This is a genomic window from Limnohabitans sp. MMS-10A-178, from assembly GCF_003063375.1.
Lineage (GTDB): Bacteria > Pseudomonadota > Gammaproteobacteria > Burkholderiales > Burkholderiaceae_C > Limnohabitans_A.
This window is the reverse complement of the sequence record NZ_NERY01000001.1, coordinates 855,544-873,585: the sequence shown is the minus strand read 5'-3', so window position 1 is coordinate 873,585 and position 18,042 is coordinate 855,544. Positions and strand designations below refer to the sequence as shown.

The 18,042-nt window shown below is 52.7% G+C and carries 20 protein-coding genes and 1 tRNA gene; 14 read left to right on the top strand and 7 right to left on the bottom strand.

Features of this window, described 5'->3' with window-relative positions:
• Nucleotides 1–46 precede the first annotated feature (46 nt).
• From B9Z32_RS04370 to B9Z32_RS04360, 3 genes are all read right to left on the bottom strand, one after another.
• Nucleotides 47–1,012, bottom strand: a complete 966-nt coding sequence (locus B9Z32_RS04370) for an MBL fold metallo-hydrolase (RefSeq protein ID WP_108420103.1) — start codon at nucleotides 1,010–1,012, stop codon at nucleotides 47–49.
• A 204-nt stretch (nucleotides 1,013–1,216) separates the two neighbouring features.
• Nucleotides 1,217–1,561, bottom strand: a complete 345-nt coding sequence (locus B9Z32_RS04365; protein WP_108420102.1) for a DUF5615 family PIN-like protein — start codon at nucleotides 1,559–1,561, stop codon at nucleotides 1,217–1,219.
• Nucleotides 1,561–1,776, bottom strand: coding sequence for a DUF433 domain-containing protein (locus B9Z32_RS04360; protein WP_108420101.1), 216 nt, complete (start codon nucleotides 1,774–1,776; stop codon nucleotides 1,561–1,563). Before B9Z32_RS04360 ends, B9Z32_RS04365 begins: the two co-directional genes overlap by 1 nt.
• A 131-nt stretch (nucleotides 1,777–1,907) precedes the next feature.
• Here B9Z32_RS04360 and B9Z32_RS04355 point away from each other — a divergent pair, with 131 nt between their 5' ends.
• From B9Z32_RS04355 to B9Z32_RS04340, 4 genes are all read left to right on the top strand, one after another.
• The gene (locus B9Z32_RS04355; protein ID WP_233248069.1) at nucleotides 1,908–2,348 is read left to right on the top strand and encodes a LexA family transcriptional regulator; all 441 of its coding nucleotides are present in this window, start codon (nucleotides 1,908–1,910) and stop codon (nucleotides 2,346–2,348) included.
• Nucleotides 2,349–2,361: 13 nt separating this feature from the next.
• Nucleotides 2,362–3,645, top strand: a complete 1,284-nt coding sequence (locus tag B9Z32_RS04350; RefSeq protein ID WP_233248067.1) for a Y-family DNA polymerase — start codon at nucleotides 2,362–2,364, stop codon at nucleotides 3,643–3,645.
• Between the two features lie 192 nt (nucleotides 3,646–3,837).
• The gene (gene hppD, locus B9Z32_RS04345) at nucleotides 3,838–4,917 is read left to right on the top strand and encodes a 4-hydroxyphenylpyruvate dioxygenase (RefSeq protein WP_108420100.1); all 1,080 of its coding nucleotides are present in this window, start codon (nucleotides 3,838–3,840) and stop codon (nucleotides 4,915–4,917) included.
• 9 nt (nucleotides 4,918–4,926) lie between these two features.
• Nucleotides 4,927–5,454 carry a VOC family protein gene (locus tag B9Z32_RS04340; RefSeq protein WP_055359939.1) on the top strand — a complete coding sequence of 176 codons (528 nt, stop codon included), beginning with the start codon at nucleotides 4,927–4,929 and terminating at the stop codon, nucleotides 5,452–5,454.
• Between the two features lie 21 nt (nucleotides 5,455–5,475).
• Here the strand turns inward: B9Z32_RS04340 and hrcA are convergent, their stop codons facing one another.
• Nucleotides 5,476–6,480, bottom strand: coding sequence for a heat-inducible transcriptional repressor HrcA (gene hrcA / locus B9Z32_RS04335; RefSeq protein ID WP_108420099.1), 1,005 nt, complete (start codon nucleotides 6,478–6,480; stop codon nucleotides 5,476–5,478).
• A 28-nt stretch (nucleotides 6,481–6,508) separates the two neighbouring features.
• On the opposite strand from hrcA, the gene B9Z32_RS04330 reads away from it, so the two are divergent.
• From B9Z32_RS04330 to rapZ, 3 genes are read left to right on the top strand one after another with little or no spacing between them, the layout of a single operon-like run.
• On the top strand, nucleotides 6,509–7,405 hold the full coding sequence (locus B9Z32_RS04330) for an NAD kinase (RefSeq protein WP_108420098.1): 897 nt from the start codon (nucleotides 6,509–6,511) through the stop codon (nucleotides 7,403–7,405).
• Nucleotides 7,406–7,408: 3 nt separating this feature from the next.
• Nucleotides 7,409–9,073: a DNA repair protein RecN gene (gene recN / locus B9Z32_RS04325; protein ID WP_108420097.1), complete on the top strand. Its 1,665-nt coding sequence runs from the start codon at nucleotides 7,409–7,411 to the stop codon at nucleotides 9,071–9,073.
• Between the two features lie 19 nt (nucleotides 9,074–9,092).
• Nucleotides 9,093–9,950 (top strand): RNase adapter RapZ, encoded by an 858-nt coding sequence (gene rapZ / locus B9Z32_RS04320; RefSeq protein ID WP_108420096.1) that lies wholly within the window; start codon nucleotides 9,093–9,095, stop codon nucleotides 9,948–9,950.
• Here rapZ and mutY read toward each other — a convergent pair.
• Together mutY and mutM are read right to left on the bottom strand one after the other, a co-directional pair.
• Entirely contained in the window at nucleotides 9,926–11,023 is a 1,098-nt protein-coding gene (gene mutY / locus B9Z32_RS04315; protein ID WP_108420095.1) for an A/G-specific adenine glycosylase, read from the bottom strand. The genes rapZ and mutY overlap by 25 nt on opposite strands.
• Nucleotides 11,008–11,823 (bottom strand): bifunctional DNA-formamidopyrimidine glycosylase/DNA-(apurinic or apyrimidinic site) lyase, encoded by an 816-nt coding sequence (mutM, locus tag B9Z32_RS04310; RefSeq protein ID WP_108420094.1) that lies wholly within the window; start codon nucleotides 11,821–11,823, stop codon nucleotides 11,008–11,010. The genes mutY and mutM overlap by 16 nt, the downstream gene beginning before the upstream one ends.
• A gap of 74 nt (nucleotides 11,824–11,897) precedes the next feature.
• Here mutM and B9Z32_RS04305 point away from each other — a divergent pair, with 74 nt between their 5' ends.
• The 7 genes from B9Z32_RS04305 (at nucleotide 11,898) to pth (ending at nucleotide 17,727) form a co-directional block, all read left to right on the top strand.
• Nucleotides 11,898–13,661, top strand: coding sequence for a tetratricopeptide repeat protein (locus B9Z32_RS04305; RefSeq protein ID WP_158268174.1), 1,764 nt, complete (start codon nucleotides 11,898–11,900; stop codon nucleotides 13,659–13,661).
• Between the two features lie 53 nt (nucleotides 13,662–13,714).
• Nucleotides 13,715–14,239: a lipoprotein insertase outer membrane protein LolB gene (locus tag B9Z32_RS04300; protein ID WP_158268173.1), complete on the top strand. Its 525-nt coding sequence runs from the start codon at nucleotides 13,715–13,717 to the stop codon at nucleotides 14,237–14,239.
• Nucleotides 14,236–15,114 carry a 4-(cytidine 5'-diphospho)-2-C-methyl-D-erythritol kinase gene (gene ispE / locus B9Z32_RS04295; protein WP_108420091.1) on the top strand — a complete coding sequence of 293 codons (879 nt, stop codon included), beginning with the start codon at nucleotides 14,236–14,238 and terminating at the stop codon, nucleotides 15,112–15,114. Before B9Z32_RS04300 ends, ispE begins: the two co-directional genes overlap by 4 nt.
• A gap of 41 nt (nucleotides 15,115–15,155) precedes the next feature.
• Nucleotides 15,156–15,232, top strand: a tRNA-Gln gene (locus tag B9Z32_RS04290).
• A 112-nt stretch (nucleotides 15,233–15,344) separates the two neighbouring features.
• A complete protein-coding gene (locus B9Z32_RS04285; RefSeq protein ID WP_108420090.1) occupies nucleotides 15,345–16,322 on the top strand; it encodes a ribose-phosphate pyrophosphokinase in 978 nt (325 codons plus the stop codon).
• Nucleotides 16,323–16,409: 87 nt separating this feature from the next.
• Nucleotides 16,410–17,042 (top strand): 50S ribosomal protein L25/general stress protein Ctc, encoded by a 633-nt coding sequence (locus B9Z32_RS04280; protein WP_108420089.1) that lies wholly within the window; start codon nucleotides 16,410–16,412, stop codon nucleotides 17,040–17,042.
• Nucleotides 17,043–17,118: 76 nt separating this feature from the next.
• Nucleotides 17,119–17,727 (top strand): aminoacyl-tRNA hydrolase, encoded by a 609-nt coding sequence (gene pth, locus B9Z32_RS04275; RefSeq protein WP_108420987.1) that lies wholly within the window; start codon nucleotides 17,119–17,121, stop codon nucleotides 17,725–17,727.
• Here pth and B9Z32_RS04270 read toward each other — a convergent pair.
• On the bottom strand, nucleotides 17,724–17,975 hold the full coding sequence (locus B9Z32_RS04270; protein ID WP_108420088.1) for a YfhL family 4Fe-4S dicluster ferredoxin: 252 nt from the start codon (nucleotides 17,973–17,975) through the stop codon (nucleotides 17,724–17,726). The genes pth and B9Z32_RS04270 overlap by 4 nt on opposite strands.
• Nucleotides 17,976–18,042 lie beyond the last annotated feature (67 nt).

Here is an 18,042-nt window from a genome sequence, read left to right as displayed (position 1 = left end):
CCCCGAATAATTAACTATTAAGTTAATTAAGTCAAGGGCTTGTACTTTACGCTGCCACCGGCTTGAACTGATACCCAGTACCACTGACTTCCATGGTGCCAAACGCTGGGAATGGGAAGTGGAAACCACCGGCCATCATTTTGTCTTTGACCAACATGTCAAAAACGCGGCGGCGTGACATGCGGGCCATGGCAGGGTTCATGTCAAACAACACAGACCAGTCGGGCGCGCGTGCAAACAAAGAAGGCACATTGGTGATGTCGGCCACGTAAGCAAACGATTGGCCTTCCGAGTCCATGCGGAACAGAGTGTGGCCAGGTGTATGGCCAAAGGCGGCGATGGATGTAATGCCTGGCGCTATGACTGCACCGGGTTCAAATTTGACCAACTGATCGCTGCCCAAATTGCCCAGTGCACGGCGCACGCCCATGAAGGCGCCTTTCATGCCGGGAGGGGCAGCTTCCATGCGGGCGTCGTCCATCCAGAAAGCATGCTCTGGCGCAGGTACGTGCACACGCGCATTGGGATAAACCAACTGACCTGCTCTGTTGCGCAAACCGTTGATGTGATCGCCATGGAAATGGCTGAGCACCACGTTGTTGATGTCTGTGGGTTTCAGGCCAACAGCGTCCAATTGGGCGGCCAGTTTGCCGGTGGTGGGGGGGCCGTTGTCGGCAAAGCCAGTGTCAAACAAATAGCGCTGATTGCCATTGATGAGCAAGAAGGGGGTGTAGGGCACATCGATGTAATCGGTGGGCAGGTTTTGACTTGCAAGCAATGCTTTAACTTGCTCAAGGGGCGCGTTGGTCACAAACTCTTCACCCAAAGGACGGCGCACCGCGCCATCGTTCAAGGCAATGACTTCCATGTTGCCCAACTTCATGCGCTTAAAGCCCACAGTGGGCAAAGTGGGCGGGCCAAAGTTGGGAGAAGCTTGAGACCACACGGATGAGAAAGTGAGAGCGGATGCGCCGGCAATGCCAGCTCCTAAAAATAAGCGGCGGTCTAGCATGGGGAGGTCTCCTCAGTTTGATAAGTAATTAATGTACCAATGGGCCACAGGAGCACGGGTTCGTACTTCTGAATAACCCCTCTGAAACGCAGGCTTGGTTAATTTTTGGTCATCTCATTCGAAAGACGTGCACATTGCAATTATTAGAAATGGTCAAAACACCACAATCACCGCATAAACCGCGGAGAAAGTAGCTTGGTGTGATCAGCTCTGTGTCTGCGTAATTTCAATACAACCTTGATTTTGGTTGATCAAGACTTCATGAATCAAGGACTGTTGATCCAATAGGATTTTCAAAATGGTAGAGCGCGATGGATGCGTAGTTTTGATCCAAATGACACTAGGCGGATGCCCTTTGACCAATGAGAGTTCTTCGAAATCTGCATCTTGCGTAACGATTACAAAATCGTTTGCCTTGGCGTATTGCCAAACTTGAGCATCGTCTACGGCCTCCAAGCCTACCAAGACGACTTGAGTAGATCCTGGATAGGCGGTCAGTAAAAAAGGAACCAGCCGTCTAGACAGGTTCTCATCTAGCAACAGCTTCATCAGACTGCAACTGAATAGACTTTTCGCTCGCGATCGGCAGCAAACGACAGTACCGCCAGGATGTCTTCTGCTTCTAATTCAGGAAAGTCTTCGAGAATTTCTTGCTGCGTGGCCCCTTGGGACAACTGCGACAGGATGTCATACACCGTGATGCGCAACCCACGAATACATGGCTTGCCACCACGCTTGCCTGGTTCTAGAGTGATTCTGTTCATCTAGCGCCTTTCTTCGTTGATTGATGAAATGCATTGGCTTTGTAAAACCTCGAGCTGCCATTGTAGGTCTGGCAACTTGCGAAGTGGTATTTTCCTTACTATACTGTATTTTTGTACAGTATATTTCAAGCATGCCTACAAATGCTTTCATCACACCTCAGCCCTTAGACCCCTCAGCCCCCAAGCTGTGGCTCAACATGTGCGCCTGGAAAGTGCCCGCTGGCTTTCCCTCGCCTGCGGCCGATCACACGCAAAAGCGCATTGACCTCAATGACCACCTCATTCGCAACAAAGAGGCCACCTTCATTTTCAAAGTGAAGGGCGACTCCATGGTGGGTGCTGGCATTTACGAAGGCGATGCGCTCGTGATTGACCGGTCCATTGAAGCCAAGCACAACAACATTGTGTTGGCCGTGCTCAACAACGAGTTCACCGTGAAGCGTTTGTACAAGCGCGGTGGCGTGGTCAAGCTGGTGGCCGAGAACAATTTATACCCGCCCATTGTGGTCAAAAGTGGCGAGGAGCTCAGCATTTGGGGCGTGGTCACTTACAACTTGCACAAGTTGTATTGAGAGGTGCGCGCGCGTGGCTTTGCAAATACAGCAACCTTTGCAGCAGTTGGCCTTGATCGATTGCAACAACTTCTACGTCAGTTGCGAGCGCTTGTTCCGCCCCGACCTGCGCAACGTGCCCGTGGTGGTGTTGTCCAACAACGATGGCTGCGTGGTGTCGCGCTCCAACGAGGCGAAGGCCTTGGGTGTGCGCATGGGGCAACCTTGGTTTGAGTGCAAAGACTTGGTGAAAGAGCACGGCGTATTTGCCCTTAGCAGCAACTACGCTCTGTATGCCGACTTGTCCAACCGCGTCATGCAAATTTTGAGCGAGTACTCGCCGCGCACCGAGGTGTATTCCATTGACGAATGCTTTGTAGACCTCACGGGCACGCCCAATTTACGTGAAGTGAGTTACGCCATGCGCCAGCGTGTGGTGCAGTGGACGGGCATTCCGGTGTGTGTAGGCATTGGTCCCACCAAAACGCTGGCCAAGCTGGCCAACCATGTGGCCAAGAAGCATCCGCGCTCGCAAGGTGTTTTCAATTTCAATGCGCTCACTGAAATACAAAAAGAAAAGCTGCTTACGCAATTACCAGCAAGCGAAGTGTGGGGTGTGGGGCGCAAACTCACCAAGCGTTTGGCCGAGTACAACATTCACACCGTGCAAGATTTAAAGACGGCACACACCCCCACACTGCGCGCAGACTTTGGCGTCGTGATCGAAAAAACACAACGCGAATTGCAAGAAATTCCGTGCGTTGATTTACAAGAAGTCACGCCCGACAAACAGCAAATTATTTCTAGCCGTTCATTCGGCAATATGGTCACAGAATTGCCTGTTTTAAAAGATGCGCTGTCTACATTTGTGGCCAATGCCTGCGCCAAACTGCGCGCACAAAACGGCCAAGCCGCCGTCATTCAAGTGTTCTTGCACACCAACCGGTTTAGAAAAGACTTGCCGCAATACAGCCCCAGCTTGGCGGTGCCACTGCCCTACCCCACCAACGACAGCTTGGTCATTTTCAGGTGGGTAGATGCGCTGTGCGAGCGCATGTACAAGCCCGAGTACCAATACAAAAAAGCCGGCATCATGCTGAGCGAAATCAGCCCAGTCACGAACCACCAAGGTGACTTGCTAGAAGAGCCTTTGCCCACGCAAGGCACACTGATGCAAACCTTGGACGCCCTCAACAAACGCTTTGGTCGTGGCGCGGTAAAGGTGTCCACACAAGGCGCCTACAGCGGTTGGCAAATGCGGCAGGAAAGGCGGTCGCCCAACTACACCACCGATTGGACGGAGGTGCCGGTGGTTTAGCCAACTCACAAAAAGAGTGCATTCACTCAGAAGATATGCGAAACTGTGCGTGAGGCCATCTAAAGCCATGCAACCACAAACACTCATCGTCGGTATTCACCTCGCCCGCAGCACTCGCGGACGCATCTGCTCGCCTCCAAACAAACGCTTCTAATTTTTTAGCTAAGCGTTTTTATTTTTTTGGAGATAGACATGGCCGATTTGTTTGACAACCCTATGGGTTTGTGTGGTTTCGAGTTTGTTGAATTTGCTTCCCCCGTTCCTGGTGTTTTAGAGCCCTTGTTCGAAAAAATGGGCTTCTCTTTGGTAGCCAAACACCGCTCTAAAGATGTGGTGCTTTATCGCCAAGGCGATATCAATTTCATTGTCAACCGCGAGCCTCGAAGCTTGGCGGGCTACTTTGCGGCAGAGCATGGCCCTTGCGCCTGCGCTTTGGCTTTTAGGGTAAAAGATTCACACAAAGCCTACGCACGCGCACTCGACATGGGAGCCCAACCCGTTGAAGTGCCTACAGGCCCCATGGAGTTGCGACTGCCCGCCATCAAGGGCATTGGCGGCGCGCCCCTTTATTTGATTGACCGCTATGAAGACGGCAAGAGCATTTACGACATTGACTTTGAATTCATTGAAGGCGCCGACCGTCACCCCTTCGGCCATGGCCTGAAACTCATCGACCATCTCACACACAATGTGTACAAGGGTCGCATGGCGTTTTGGAGCGGCTTTTACGAGAAGATTTTTAACTTCCGTGAAATTCGTTACTTCGACATCAAGGGTGAACACACAGGTCTCACTAGCAAAGCCATGTCGGCGCCCGATGGCCTCATTCGCATTCCGCTCAACGAAGAGTCTGGCAAGAACGGCGGGCAAATTGAAGAGTTCTTGATGCAGTTCAACGGCGAAGGCATTCAGCACATTGCCCTGCTCACCGACGACATTATGAAGAGCGTCGACTCGCTTCAAATGGCGGGCATTCCCCTCATGACGGCACCCAACGACATTTACTATGAAATGCTGGAAGAGCGTCTGCAAGGCCATGGCGAACCCGTGGCAGAGCTGCAAGCCCGCGGTATATTGATGGACGGTTCAACTGCCAATGGCGAAAAACGTTTGCTCTTGCAAATTTTCTCGCAAACATTGCTAGGTCCTGTGTTTTTTGAGTTCATTCAGCGCAAAGCCGATGAAGGCTTTGGCGAAGGCAACTTCAAGGCATTGTTTGAGTCTTTAGAACGTGATCAAATGAGACGCGGCGCCCTTCAAGTAGACGCCTAAAGGAAAGTTATGAAAATCAGCCGAATTCACCACGCTGCTTACCGCTGCAAAGACGCCAAAGAAACCGTTGAGTGGTACGCGAAAAACTTGAACATGGACTTTGTCTTGGCCATTGCTGAAGACTTGGTGCCCTCCACCAAAGCACCCGACCCTTACATGCACATCTTCTTGGATGCCGGTGGTGGCAACGTGCTGGCCTTCTTTGAATTGCCCAACTCCCCCGAAATGGGCCGAGACGAAAACACCCCAGCATGGGTGCAGCACATGGCCTTTGAAGTGGACAGCATGGAAACCTTGTTGGCCGCCAAAGCCAAACTAGAGGCCAATGGCGTTGAGGTACTTGGCCCAACCAACCACACCATTTTCAAAAGCATTTACTTCTTTGACCCCAATGGCCATCGCCTAGAGTTGGCCACCAACACCGGCACCCCCGAGATGTACAAAACCCTGGACGAGGTGAAGTGGGACATGCTGAACGAATGGAGCAAAACCAAGCGCGCGCCTAAGCATGCGGCTTGGATGCATGAACCTTCTTGATTGAAAAACGAGTCAGTCGATTTACTTCGACTGACTCAAAGCATTGCCCACCATCTTGGATGTGATGTCCACAATTTGAATCATGCGCTCATAGGGCATGCGAGTGGGGCCAATGACGCCCAAGGTGCCCACAATGTGGCCATCCACCTCGTAGGGCGCACTGACCACCGACAACTCTTGCATGGGCACAAACTGGCTTTCGCCGCCAATGAAAATGCGCACACCCTCGGCCTGACTTGACACATCGAGCAAACGCATGAGCTGCGTTTTTTGTTCAAACAAATCGAAGGCCTGGCGCAAGTTGCCCATGTCGCTAGAAAAATCGCTAACCGACAACAAATTGCGCTCGCCTGAAATGACCACATCACCTTCATCTTCACTCAAGGCCTCAGAGCTCATCTGCACAGCAGCCTGCATGAGGCTGGCAATTTCAGATTGCAAATTGACCAACTCTTGCTTCACCCGCAGGCGAACTTGCTCAATGGCCATGCCAGCGTAATGAGCGTTCAAATAATTAGAAGCTTCTAGGAGTTGGCCTTGAGAATAGTCGGCCTCGGTAAAAATGACCCGGTTTTGCACATCGCCCTCAGGCGACACAATGATCAAAAGCACGCGTTTTTCAGACAAACGCAGGAATTCAATGTGCCTAAACACCGAAGCGCGCTTGGGCGCCATGACCACACCCACGTAGTGCGACAGGCTAGACAGCATGTTGGCTGCGTTGGCAATCACCTTCTGCGGTTGGTCGGGCGCCAGGCGCTGAGTGAGCAATTCACCCTTCTGAACCGTGAGCATGGTGTCTACGAATAGGCGATAACCCCTATTGGTGGGGATCCTGCCAGCCGATGTATGCGGGCTGGCAATAAGGCCCAACTCTTCGAGGTCAGACATGACATTTCGGATGGTGGCAGGGGATAATTCAAGCCCAGAAGCCTTGGAAAGCGTGCGGGAACCCACAGGCTGGCCGTCCGCAATGTAGCGTTCAACCAGCGCTTTGAGCAATAACTTGGCACGTTCATCTAGCATTGACACATTTTAATGATGTAATTTGCGAATGAAATCAAAATTTCGTCATGTCGCCTTATTTGGCAAGTACCACACCATGGTCACGGGAGCTGCTTTGGAGAGCTCGCGACGGGTTTTGGACGATGTTGCCCAATTTGTCAGCCGCATCGGCGCTGAGGTGGTCATGGAGGAAGGCACCTCCGAGCATTTGGGCCTGAACCTCTACCCTACCCTCAAAATGGCCGACATCGGCAAGCAATGCGATTTGGGCTTGGTGGTGGGCGGCGACGGCACCATGCTGGGAATTGGCCGGCAGGTGGCACCTTTTGGCCTCCCGCTCATTGGTATCAATCAAGGACGGCTGGGCTTCATTACCGACATTCCCATTGAGGAATATGCACAAACGCTCAAGCCCATGCTCTTGGGACATTATGAAGAAGAGCAGCGCAGCCTGCTGCATGCACAAGTTTGGCGCGACAAGCATTGCGTGTTTGATGCGTTTGCCATGAACGATGTGGTGGTCAACCGCGGTGCCACCTCGGGCATGGTTGAGCTTCGCATTGAGGTCGATGGCCGCTTTGTGGCCAAGCAGCGCGCCGACGGCCTGATTGTGGCCACGCCCACAGGCTCTACCGCTTACTCCTTGTCGGCAGGTGGTCCTTTGATGCACCCCAATTTAGGTGGCTTGGTCATTGCGCCCATTGCACCGCACACCCTTTCCAATCGGCCCATTGTGTTGCCAGACACCTCCAAAATCAGCATCGAAATTGTGTCTGGCCGAGATGCCAGCGCCAACTTTGACATGCAGTCTTTGGCCAGCCTCATGATGGGCGATCAAATTACCGTTGAGCAGTCGTCGCACAAAGTGCGCTTTCTGCATCCGCAAGGCTGGAACTACTTTGACACCTTGCGCAAAAAAATGCATTGGAACGAAGGGGGCATCTAGGCCATGGCTTTGCGGCACATCAGTCTGCGTGACTTTGTCATTGTTCGCGAACTTGACTTGAATCTCTCGTCAGGCTTCAGCGTGCTCACAGGCGAAACCGGCGCCGGCAAATCCATTTTGATTGACGCTTTGCAATTGGCATTGGGCGAGCGCGCCGACTCAAGTGTGGTGCGTGAAGGCGCCACGCGCTGTGAAGTGTCGGCTGAGTTTGATTGCCCCGCACCCGCGCAAGCTGTGCTTGAAGAAGCAGGATTTGAAGTGTCAGACACCTTGCTTTTAAGACGAAGCGTAGATACGCAAGGCAAAAGCCGTGCTTGGGTCAATGGCAGCCAAGCCACTGCCACCCAACTGCGCGCCTTGGGTGAAATGCTTTTAGACATTCATGGCCAACACGCATGGCAAAGCCTCACGCGGCCTGATGCGGTTCGCGGCTTGCTCGATGCATATGCCGGCCTCAGCACAGACGCTCTCAAAACGGCTTGGCAAGCCTGGCGCCAAACACAACAAGCGGTTCAGACAGCCCGCAACGCGCAAGATTCTTTGAGCAGAGAGCAAGAGCGTTTGGCGTGGCAAATAGGTGAGCTCGACAAACTGGCCCCCGCCTTGGATGAATGGGACGACTTGAATGCGCAGCACACCCGCCTTTCGCATGCTCAAGCCCTGATTGACGCGGGTCAATCTGCCATTGGCTCACTCGATGGCGACGAATCTGCGCGCTTGGGTAGCGCCACGGGCGCCTTGGGTTTGCTATCGCAGGCCATTTCGCAATTGCAAGACCAAGCGCATGTAGAGCCTGAGTTTCAAAGCATTGCAGAAGTGCTTCAATCCAGCCTTGCGCAAGCCGAAGATGCGGCTCATTCATTGCAGTCATACCTGCGCAAAACCGATCTCGACCCCGATCGCTTGAACGAGCTCGATCAGCGCATGTCGCAATGGCTTTCTTTGGCGCGAAGGTACAAGCGTCCGCCCGAAGAGTTGGCCGGCTTGTTAAGCGGCTGGAAAAAAGAGCTCAATGCGCTTGAAGCTGCTAGCGATTTAGAAGGCCTAGAAGCCCAAGAAAAAGCGGCCTCACAGGCTTACCACGCTGAAGCCAAAAAACTCTCACAGCTGCGCAAAAAAGCTGCCCCTAAGCTCGCTCAAGCCGTCACCCAAGCCATGCAAAACTTGGGCATGCAAGGCGGCCGTTTTGAGGTGGCCTTGCTCGGCTTAGACCAAGCCACCCAACATGGTTTAGAAGATATTCAATTTTTGGTGGCTGGCCATGCAGGCAGCACGCCTAGGCCCGTGGGCAAAGTGGCATCAGGCGGCGAGCTCTCGCGCATTGCCTTGGCCATTGCGGTCACCACCAGCGAATTGGGCGAAGCAGGTACCCTGATTTTTGACGAGGTTGACTCTGGTGTAGGTGGTGCTGTGGCCGAAACCGTTGGCAGGCTCATGAAACAACTGGGCGTACACCGCCAAGTGTTGGCAGTAACTCACTTGCCGCAGGTGGCTTCATGTGCCGACCATCATTTGCTAGTGAGCAAGAGCAGCAGTAAAGAGGGTGTTAGTAGCAGCGTGACGCCCATTGCAGGTGAGCAACGCGTGACAGAAATTGCGCGCATGCTCGGTGGCGAAAAGTTATCAGCAACCACGCTGGCGCATGCCCGCGAGATGCTCACCAAATAATGTTCTGAATTTAAAAAACATGGAAATCGTTCTCATCACTGGTATGTCGGGCTCAGGAAAATCTGTGGCCTTGCGCGCCCTAGAAGATTCCGGTTTTTATTGCGTTGACAACTTGCCCCCTGAATTGCTCATTCCATTCATTGAACTTGAAAACGGGCAAAAAGAAGAACGCGTGGCCATTGCCATCGATGTTCGCAGCGCAAATTCATTGCCCCTCATGCCTGGCCAATTGCAAGTTTTGGAAAGTCGTGGCTACAAAATTACATCTATCTTCTTGGACGCTTCCTCAGATACTCTGCTGCGCAGATACTCCGAAAGCAGACGCCGCCATCCTTTATCGGGTAGCAAGGCTACAGAAGGCGAGTTGGCCCTGACCGAGTCGATTGAATACGAACGCGAACTGCTCTCACGTTTGCGTGAAAAATCGCACATCATTGACACCAGCTTTTTGCGGGCGCCTCAACTCCAGAGCTACGTCAAATCATTGATCACCTCTACAAGCGCCAAGCTCACCCTGGTGTTTGAATCTTTTGGATTTAAACGAGGCCTTCCCATCGATGCTGACTATGTGTTTGATGTGCGCATGCTGCCCAATCCACACTACGAAAACGCGCTCCGTGCTTTAACAGGCAAAGACGAACCGGTCCAGAAATTTTTAGAAAATTATCCAGATGTGAAACTCATGCAGTCGCACATTACCAACTTCATAGAGCACTGGCTACCGGCCCTGGAAAAAGACCATCGCAACTACATCACGGTGGCCATTGGTTGCACCGGCGGTCAGCATCGATCGGTTTATTTGGTTGAGCAACTGAGCCAACATTTCAGCGCCAATTGGCTCACCTTAAAACGTCACAGAGAGTTGGACAGCAAGTGACGAATGGGCGTGGGCAAGCCCAATTCTTTCCAATTGTTTTCTGACCACCATGCGCCAGCTTGAGGCGTTTTCGGCTTTTGTTTGAGCTTGACTTTCACCACATGACAATGCAAATCTTTGTGGGTCAAAACATGCTTGAATGCGGGCAATACAGACACCTCTAGGTCAATGGGCGTTTGCGCATTTTTACCCTGCACTTGGTCAGGCTTGATAGGGAACTCAAACACAGCGCGCAATGCAGCCTCAGACTCAAAAATAGGCAAGCTGTAAAGGCTGGCCCAAATGCCTGCAGAAGGCCGCTTCTCTAGCCACACCTCACCCTTTGAGTTTTGCGCCAGCAAGAGCCATAGCACCTCGCTGCTGCGTTTCACTTTGCGAGTTTTGACAGGAAATTTTTCTGGCTCGCCCTGAGCCAAGGCTTGGCATTCTGGCTTCACTGGGCAGGCTTGGCAATTGGGTTTGCGCGGCAAACAAATGGTAGCGCCCAAATCCATGAGTGCTTGCGAATATCGGGGCATGGCTGTTTTGAGCTGGCGCGTCGGCAAAGCTTTTTCAGCCATTTGCCACAAAGCTTTTTCGTTTTGGCTGACAGACAAATCGGCGTCAAATGCCCACACACGAGTTAGAACTCTTTTGACGTTGCCATCCATGATGGCCACGCGCTCAGAAAAACAAAACGAAGCCACGGCAGCGGCGGTCGATCGGCCTATGCCAGGCAGCGTGATCAACTCGGCTGCGGTGGACGGAAACTTGCCACCGAACCTTGACACCACATCTTTGGCACATTGATGCAAATTGCGCGCACGGCTGTAATAACCCAAACCACTCCACAAGCCCATGACCTTGTCTTGGGGTGCAGCTGCCAAGTCGGCCACAGTGGGAAAGTGTTGCAAGAACTTCTCGTAGTAGGCCAATACGGTGCTCACCTGTGTTTGCTGAAGCATGATTTCAGACAACCAAACGCGGTAAGGATCTTGGGTGTTTTGCCAGGGCAAATGGTGGCGGCCATGAAGTTTCTGCCAAGCCACCATCGTCTCAGCAAAGGGGCGGGCCTCTTTCAATGCTTTTGACATACTGGGCAGAAAAATGTTGAGCGCTGGCCTTGCACAATTTGCTTGATGGGCGTGCTGCATGTTCGGCAAGGCAAGCTCGCTCTGCCGTACACCGAGGCTTCTAGTTGAAAGTACCCTGTGTTGCCCTGCGCATTGACAAAATCTTTCAGGCTGCTGCCACCTTGTTCCACCGCCCTGGCCAAAACTTGCCTGATCGCAGCATGCAATTTAGCCACTCTGGGCGCACTCAGCTTATTGGATTTGACGGTAGGCCGAATGCCCGACATGAACAGCGCTTCAGAAGCATAAATATTGCCCACACCCACCACCACATCGCCAGCCAACAAGACTTGCTTGATGGGCGCTGCGCGTTTTTTCAAACCTTGCTGAAACAGCTTGAGCTCAAAGCCCTCTGTGAGCGGCTCCATGCCCAGCTTGCCTAGCAACTTGGCGGCAGGTTCATCGGTTTCGGAATTAGACCAAACGGCCGCGCCAAAGCGGCGGGGATCGTGCAAGCGCAAAACGCCTTGGGTAGTGACCAAATCCATGTGATCGTGCTTGCCTGCTTCAGCTTGCGATGGCGCAAAATTCAGACTGCCAGACATGCCCAAGTGCAGCATCAAAATGCCGCGGTCCATGTCCAGCAAAAGGTATTTGCCACGGCGCCTGACACCCATCACGCTTTGCCCAACCAACAGGGCGGGCGGAACACCCAGGGGCCACCTTAGAGGCTTGCCCATGTGCATGGCCAGAACCCGAGCGCCAGCTATTCGGCTGGCAAAACTCAGCCGGGTAACCTCGACTTCTGGCAATTCAGGCATGGATGGACTTCAATGACAGGGTGAAATGGGGGGGTGCCGTGACTCTGACACAGGCTGTGGATTATGATGGCTCCATGAAGAATTGGTTTTCCTCTATTGCATTGGTCTGGGCCACAACAGGTGTTTGTGCCCAGCCGCCCGTGCAAAACTCCAACCTCAATGCGGTTTTGTTTTACCAGTTGCTGTTGGGCGAACTCAATGTACGCGCTGGGGAGCCTGGATCTGGCTTTGCCATCATTTTGGATGCAGCCCGAAAAACCAAGGATGAAGCCTTGTTTCAGCGTGCTACCGAATTGGCACTTCAGTCTCGATCGGGTGACGCTGCTTTGCAAGCCGCTAGGAGCTGGAAGTCAAGCTTGCCAGAGTCGCAAGAAGCCAACCGCTACATATTGCAAATTTTGTTGGCACTCAACCGAGTCGAAGAAGCTGGACAAGCCTTAAGGGCCAGCATTTTCAGCCTGCCCCTTCAAGAACAATCCGCAGCCATTGGCTCTATCCCTCGCGTTTTCAGCCGCGTCCAAGACAAAAATTTTGCAGCCAAAGTTGTCGAGCAAGCGCTCTCTGCGGCCATTCAAAATCCAGAAACTGCCGCAACAGCTTGGACCACCATCGGTCGAATGAAACGCGAAGCGGGTGAAATTCAGCCTGCCGCCGAAGCAGCGCGTGCGGGTCACGCGGCCAATGGTAAAGCGCCTGGCCCCATCATGTTGGCTCTGAGTCTTCTCAATGTGGTTCCAAGCGAAGTGCAGCCCATGATCACCCGTTACATGGCTGGCGATGCACTGCCAGACTTGCGTCTGGGTTATGCCCGCAGCTTGATTGATCTTAACGAGATGCAGCTTGCATTGGTCCAACTCAATCTACTTTCCAAACAGAACCCCGATTTTGCGCTGGGCTGGTTATTTTTAGGTTTACTGCAAACCGATTTGTCTCAATTCGCAGCCGCTGAATTGTCGCTTCAGCGATTCATCAAGTTGAATGCAAGCACTGATACAACCAATGCTGCCAATGGCCCTAGTGGCACTAGTGGCACTAGTGGCACTAGTGGCACTAGTGGCACTGACGCCTCTGGCGGATTGTCAGAGGCTTACTTTGCCTTGTCGCAAATTGCCCAAAAGCAAGGCCAATTGGCTCAAGTCGACCAATGGCTTGCTCGCATTCCACCCGACTCAGACCCTCTAAAAATTGCCAGCCGACGTGCTGCTTTGTTGGCTCAACAAGGGCGCAAAGCAGAAGGTTTGAATTTGCTTGAGCAGGTGAAGGTCAGCAACCCACAAGCTGCAAAGCAAAAGGCGTTGGCCATTTCTCAATGGTTGCGCGATGACAAGCAATTCAATGCAGCACTTACCACCATTGAAGAAGCCTTGACCAAGTTTCCTGCAGACACTGACTTGCAGTCGGAGTTGGCCATGATTTGTGAGAAGTTGGGCCGCTATGAACAAATGGAAAGTTTGTTGCGAGGCATCATGAAAGCCAAGCCCAACGATCCCCATGCCTTCAATGCTTTGGGCTATTCACTGGCCGACAGAAACACCAGGCTTGATGAAGCCCGCCAACTGATTCTCAAGGCGATACAACTGGCGCCGCGCGATCCCTTTATTCAAGACAGCCTGGGTTGGCTTGAATACCGAGTGGGCAATACCAAGGAAGCCCTGCGCATCTTAGAGGCCGCTTACAAAGCCAGACCAGATGCCGAAATTGCAGCGCATTTGGGCGAGGTGTATTGGATCTTGGGGCAGCAAGACAAAGCAGGCTCCATTTGGCGAGAAGGCCTGCTGCTTAAATCTGACAACGAAACCCTGCTTGAGACACTCAAGCAATTCAAGTTCACCCCTTGATTGGCTGGCGTGAGATGTTGACAACCCGTTTCCTTGCACTTTGCAGTGTGTGCATGATGCTTTTGGGGGGCTGCGCTACTCGGCCCATGGGCACTCAAACCTTTTTGTCACCTTCGGGCACTGCTCCCCCTGCTACCTCAGCCAACTCTCAGGTTATCAGCGTCGAGGCACCCGCTTTACCAACGCCTTTTAAAGCAGGTCGATTTGCTCTTCAAATTGACACAGAGCCACCCCAATCGTTCATCACCTCTTTTGACATTACCGGAGGTTGGCCTGAAGGCACGCTCAATATCTACAACCCTTTGGGAATGCAGATGGCCAGACTTGAATGGACAGCTCAAAGTGCTCGCCTTTTGCAAGGTCGCCAAGTGCGTGAATCTGCCAGCCTTGAGCGATTGGTTTTTGAGCTAACTGGCACCCAATTGCCCACTGCAGCGGTCATTGATTGGCTGGCTGGCAAACCCACGCCTGCCGAGGGCTGGAACGTCGATGTCAGTGAATGGCACTTGCGCCGATTGGTCCTTGAACGGGTTCAACCCGCTCCGCGCACTGTGCTTCGAATTGCCTTTGAATCATGACGTCTTTGCACCAGGTCTTGGCGCCAGCCAAACTCAATCTGTTTTTGCACATTACTGGCCGCAGACCCGATGGTTACCACCTGCTGCAATCGGTGTTCATGCTCATTGATTGGTATGACACCTTGCATTTTGATGTTCGACAAGATGGCCAAATTAGCCGAGAAGACCTCACTGTCAAGCTGCCAGAAGATGACCTGATCACCCGCGCTGCTAGGCTTTTGCAACAGGTCAGCGGCACTTCCTTGGGTGCTCACATTGCCATTGAAAAGTCAATTCCAGCGCAAGCCGGCATGGGCGGCGGTTCGTCCGATGCTGCCACTTGCCTCTTGGCACTCAACAAGCTTTGGAAGCTCAATTTCTCGGTCAATCAACTGGCTGAGTTGGGCTTGAAGTTGGGTGCCGATGTGCCATTTTTTCTAAGAGGAAACAACGCTTGGGTTGAAGGCGTGGGTGAAATCATCCAACCCATCTCAGTGCCGCCCGCCCAGTTTGTAGTGGTGAAACCGCCTGAGGGGCTTGAAACGGCCAAAATTTTTGGCTCTGAGGCCCTCAACCGAGACTCAAAGCCTGCTACAATTTCGGTCTTTGCAGCAAACCCGTTCGGCTTCGGCCACAACGACCTGCAGCCAGTGGCCCAGAGCCTCTGCCCCCAAATCAGCGACGCAATCGCCTGGCTTGAACAAGCCAGCCTAGAGCCCGCTGTTGTGAAAGGCAGAATGACAGGGTCGGGGAGTGCAGTGTTTGCGCAAGTGCCACGCGGCACGAATTTAAGCCAAATGCCTCAAGTTCCGGCTACTTGGTCCAATTGGCAAATTCGAATGTGTGGCAATTTGGATGTTCACCCCCAAAAGGGTTGGACCTCCAGCGACGATTGATCGGTCGACAGCTCTGGTTTTCCAAAGCTGCCAACCCGTGTAGGGGAGTCGCCAAGTTGGTTAAGGCACCGGATTTTGATTCCGGCATGCGAAGGTTCGAATCCTTCTTCCCCTGCCAAATCTTTCACAAGCAGTCAAACGCATTGTGAATTGATGCACGTTGAATCGTGCAACGATAGAAATTTATGCGCTAACCCGCATCGGCCCATCATTTGATCGCTGAGAAGCTCATGCAGCCCTCCAACACAAATTCAAGCTCCGACTTTATGGTCTTCACTGGCAACGCCAACCCCGTGTTGGCTGCCGAGGTTGCCTACGAGCTCGATGTTTCACTCGGCTTGGCCGACGTGGGCCGATTCTCAGACGGCGAAGTCACAGTTGAACTCAAGCAAAACGTGCGCGCACGAGATGTATTTGTCATTCAATCTACTTGCGCGCCCACCAATGAAAACATGATGGAATTGCTGATCATGGTCGACGCTTTAAAGCGCGCCTCAGCAGGTCGCATCAGCGCCATCATTCCTTACTTTGGCTATGCTCGCCAAGACCGTCGCCCCCGCTCCACACGGGTGCCCATCACGGCCAAGGTGGTGGCCAACATGCTGCAAGCCGTAGGCGTCAACCACGTCCTCACCATGGACTTGCATGCCGACCAAATTCAAGGTTTCTTCGACATCCCCGTCGACAACATTTACGCTTCCCCCGTGCTCTTGGGCGACCTGCGTCAAAAGAACTACGAAGACCTCATTGTGGTCTCGCCCGATGTGGGCGGTGTGGTTCGTGCACGCGCTTTGGCCAAACAACTCAACTGCGATTTGGCCATCATCGACAAGCGTCGTCCCAAAGCCAATGTGAGCGAAGTAATGCACGTCATTGGCGACATCGATGGCCGCAACTGCGTCATCATGGACGACATGATTGACACGGCCGGCACCTTGGTCAAGGCCGCTGAAGTTTTGAAAGAGCGCGGCGCCAAAAAAGTTTACGCTTATTGCACCCACCCCATTTTCTCGGGCCCCGCCATCGACCGCATTGCCAAAGGCTCCGCGCTCGATGAAGTGGTTGTGACCAACACCATTCCGTTGTCACAAGCCGCTGCGGCCTGCCCCAAAATTCGCCAACTCACTGTGGCGCCGCTGTTGGCCAAAACCATCCAGCGCATGGCCTACGGTGAGTCGGTCATGAGTTTGTTCTCCGATCAAGACTGATCGGGAGCATCAATGTGGCCTGCTTTCGGGTGGGCCTTTTTAAAACAGAGTCGTACTGGTCGCGGTCGACTCAACTTGGAGTTAGTTATGAAATTTGTCGCTTTTGAGCGCTCTATGCAAGGTACGGGTGCGAGCCGCCGTCTGCGCAATTCAGGTAAGACACCTGGTATTGTTTATGGCGGTGTAGATCAGCAACCCCAATTGGTCGAACTCGACCACAATGCCCTGTGGCACGCCCTGAAAAAAGAAGCTTTCCACGCAAGCATCTTGGACATGGAATTGAACGGTAAAGAAACCAAAGTGTTGCTCCGTGACTTCCAAATGCACCCTTACAAACAATTGGTCTTGCACATCGACTTCCAACGCGTTGATGCCAAAACCACTTTGAACCGCAAAGTACCCATCCATTACACCGGTGAAGACGTTTCGCCTGCTGTCAAAGTCGACGCTTGCTTGATCAACCACATCATGAATGAGCTCGAAATCACTTGCTTGCCAGCCGATTTGCCTGAAGCCATCAATGTTGATTTGTCTGGTTTGAAGAAAGGTGTTTCATTGCACCTGGCCGACATCACTTTGCCCAAGGGCGTCAAAGCCGTTACACACGGCAAGAAAAACCCTGTGTTGGTCTCTGTTGTGGCGCCTGCTGCCGAAGAAGCTGCACCAGCAGCCGATGCAGCACCCGCAGCCGATCCAAAAGCCAAAGCCAAGAAGAAGTAATTTTTCTGCGCTTTCAACACTTCAAGTGTTCCCAACAACCCGCCTTGTGCGGGTTGTTTTGTTTTTATACTTGCACATGATCAAACTGTTTGTTGGCCTCGGAAATCCAGGCGCCGAATACGAAGACACCCGCCACAACGCTGGCTTTTGGTGGATTGACGCCTTGGCGCGAGATCTCAATGTGAGCTTGGTACCCGACAAGGGTTATTTCGCCAAAGTGGCAAGAACCCAAATCAAAGGCCAAACGGTTTGGTTGCTAGAGCCTCAAACCTTCATGAATTTGTCGGGCAAATCAGTAGCGGCGCTTGCTAAATTTTTCAAAATTGCCCCGCAAGAAATCTTGGTGGCGCATGACGAGCTGGATGTGGTGCCAGGTCAAGCCAAGCTCAAATTTGGCGGCAGCCATGCAGGCCACAATGGTTTGCGCGATATTCATGCCCAATTGGGAACCGGCGATTATTGGCGCTTACGCTTAGGCATTGGTCATCCTGGCGTTAAGGCCGAGGTAATCCATTGGGTGCTTAAAAAGCCCATGGCGGAGCAGCGCGAACTCATTCAGGAAAGCATTGCCCGCTCGGTCAAAGCAGCCCCATTGCTGATCGAGGGTGAGATGGAGAAAGCCATGGTGCAAATTCACACCAGCAAACCGCCCAGACCCAAGCCGCCTCGGCCCGAGGGCGTTTAATTGGCCTGTTGTAGGCGCAGATACTTTTGAAACAAAGTTTCTTTGTTTTCCAAGTGAGCGGGGTTGACCGGAATACACGCCACAGGACAGACCTGGACGCATTGGGGCTCGTCAAAATGACCGACGCATTCTGTGCACTTGCTCGGATCAATTTCATAGATTTCAGGGCCAAGGTAGATCGCCTGATTGGGACACTCAGGTTCACACACATCGCAATTGATGCATTCGTCGGTGATCATCAAAGCCATAAAAATCTCACTTAAATCTACTGGAATTATCGTTCAGAGGTGTCAGCCCACCCGCTAGCACCTAAAA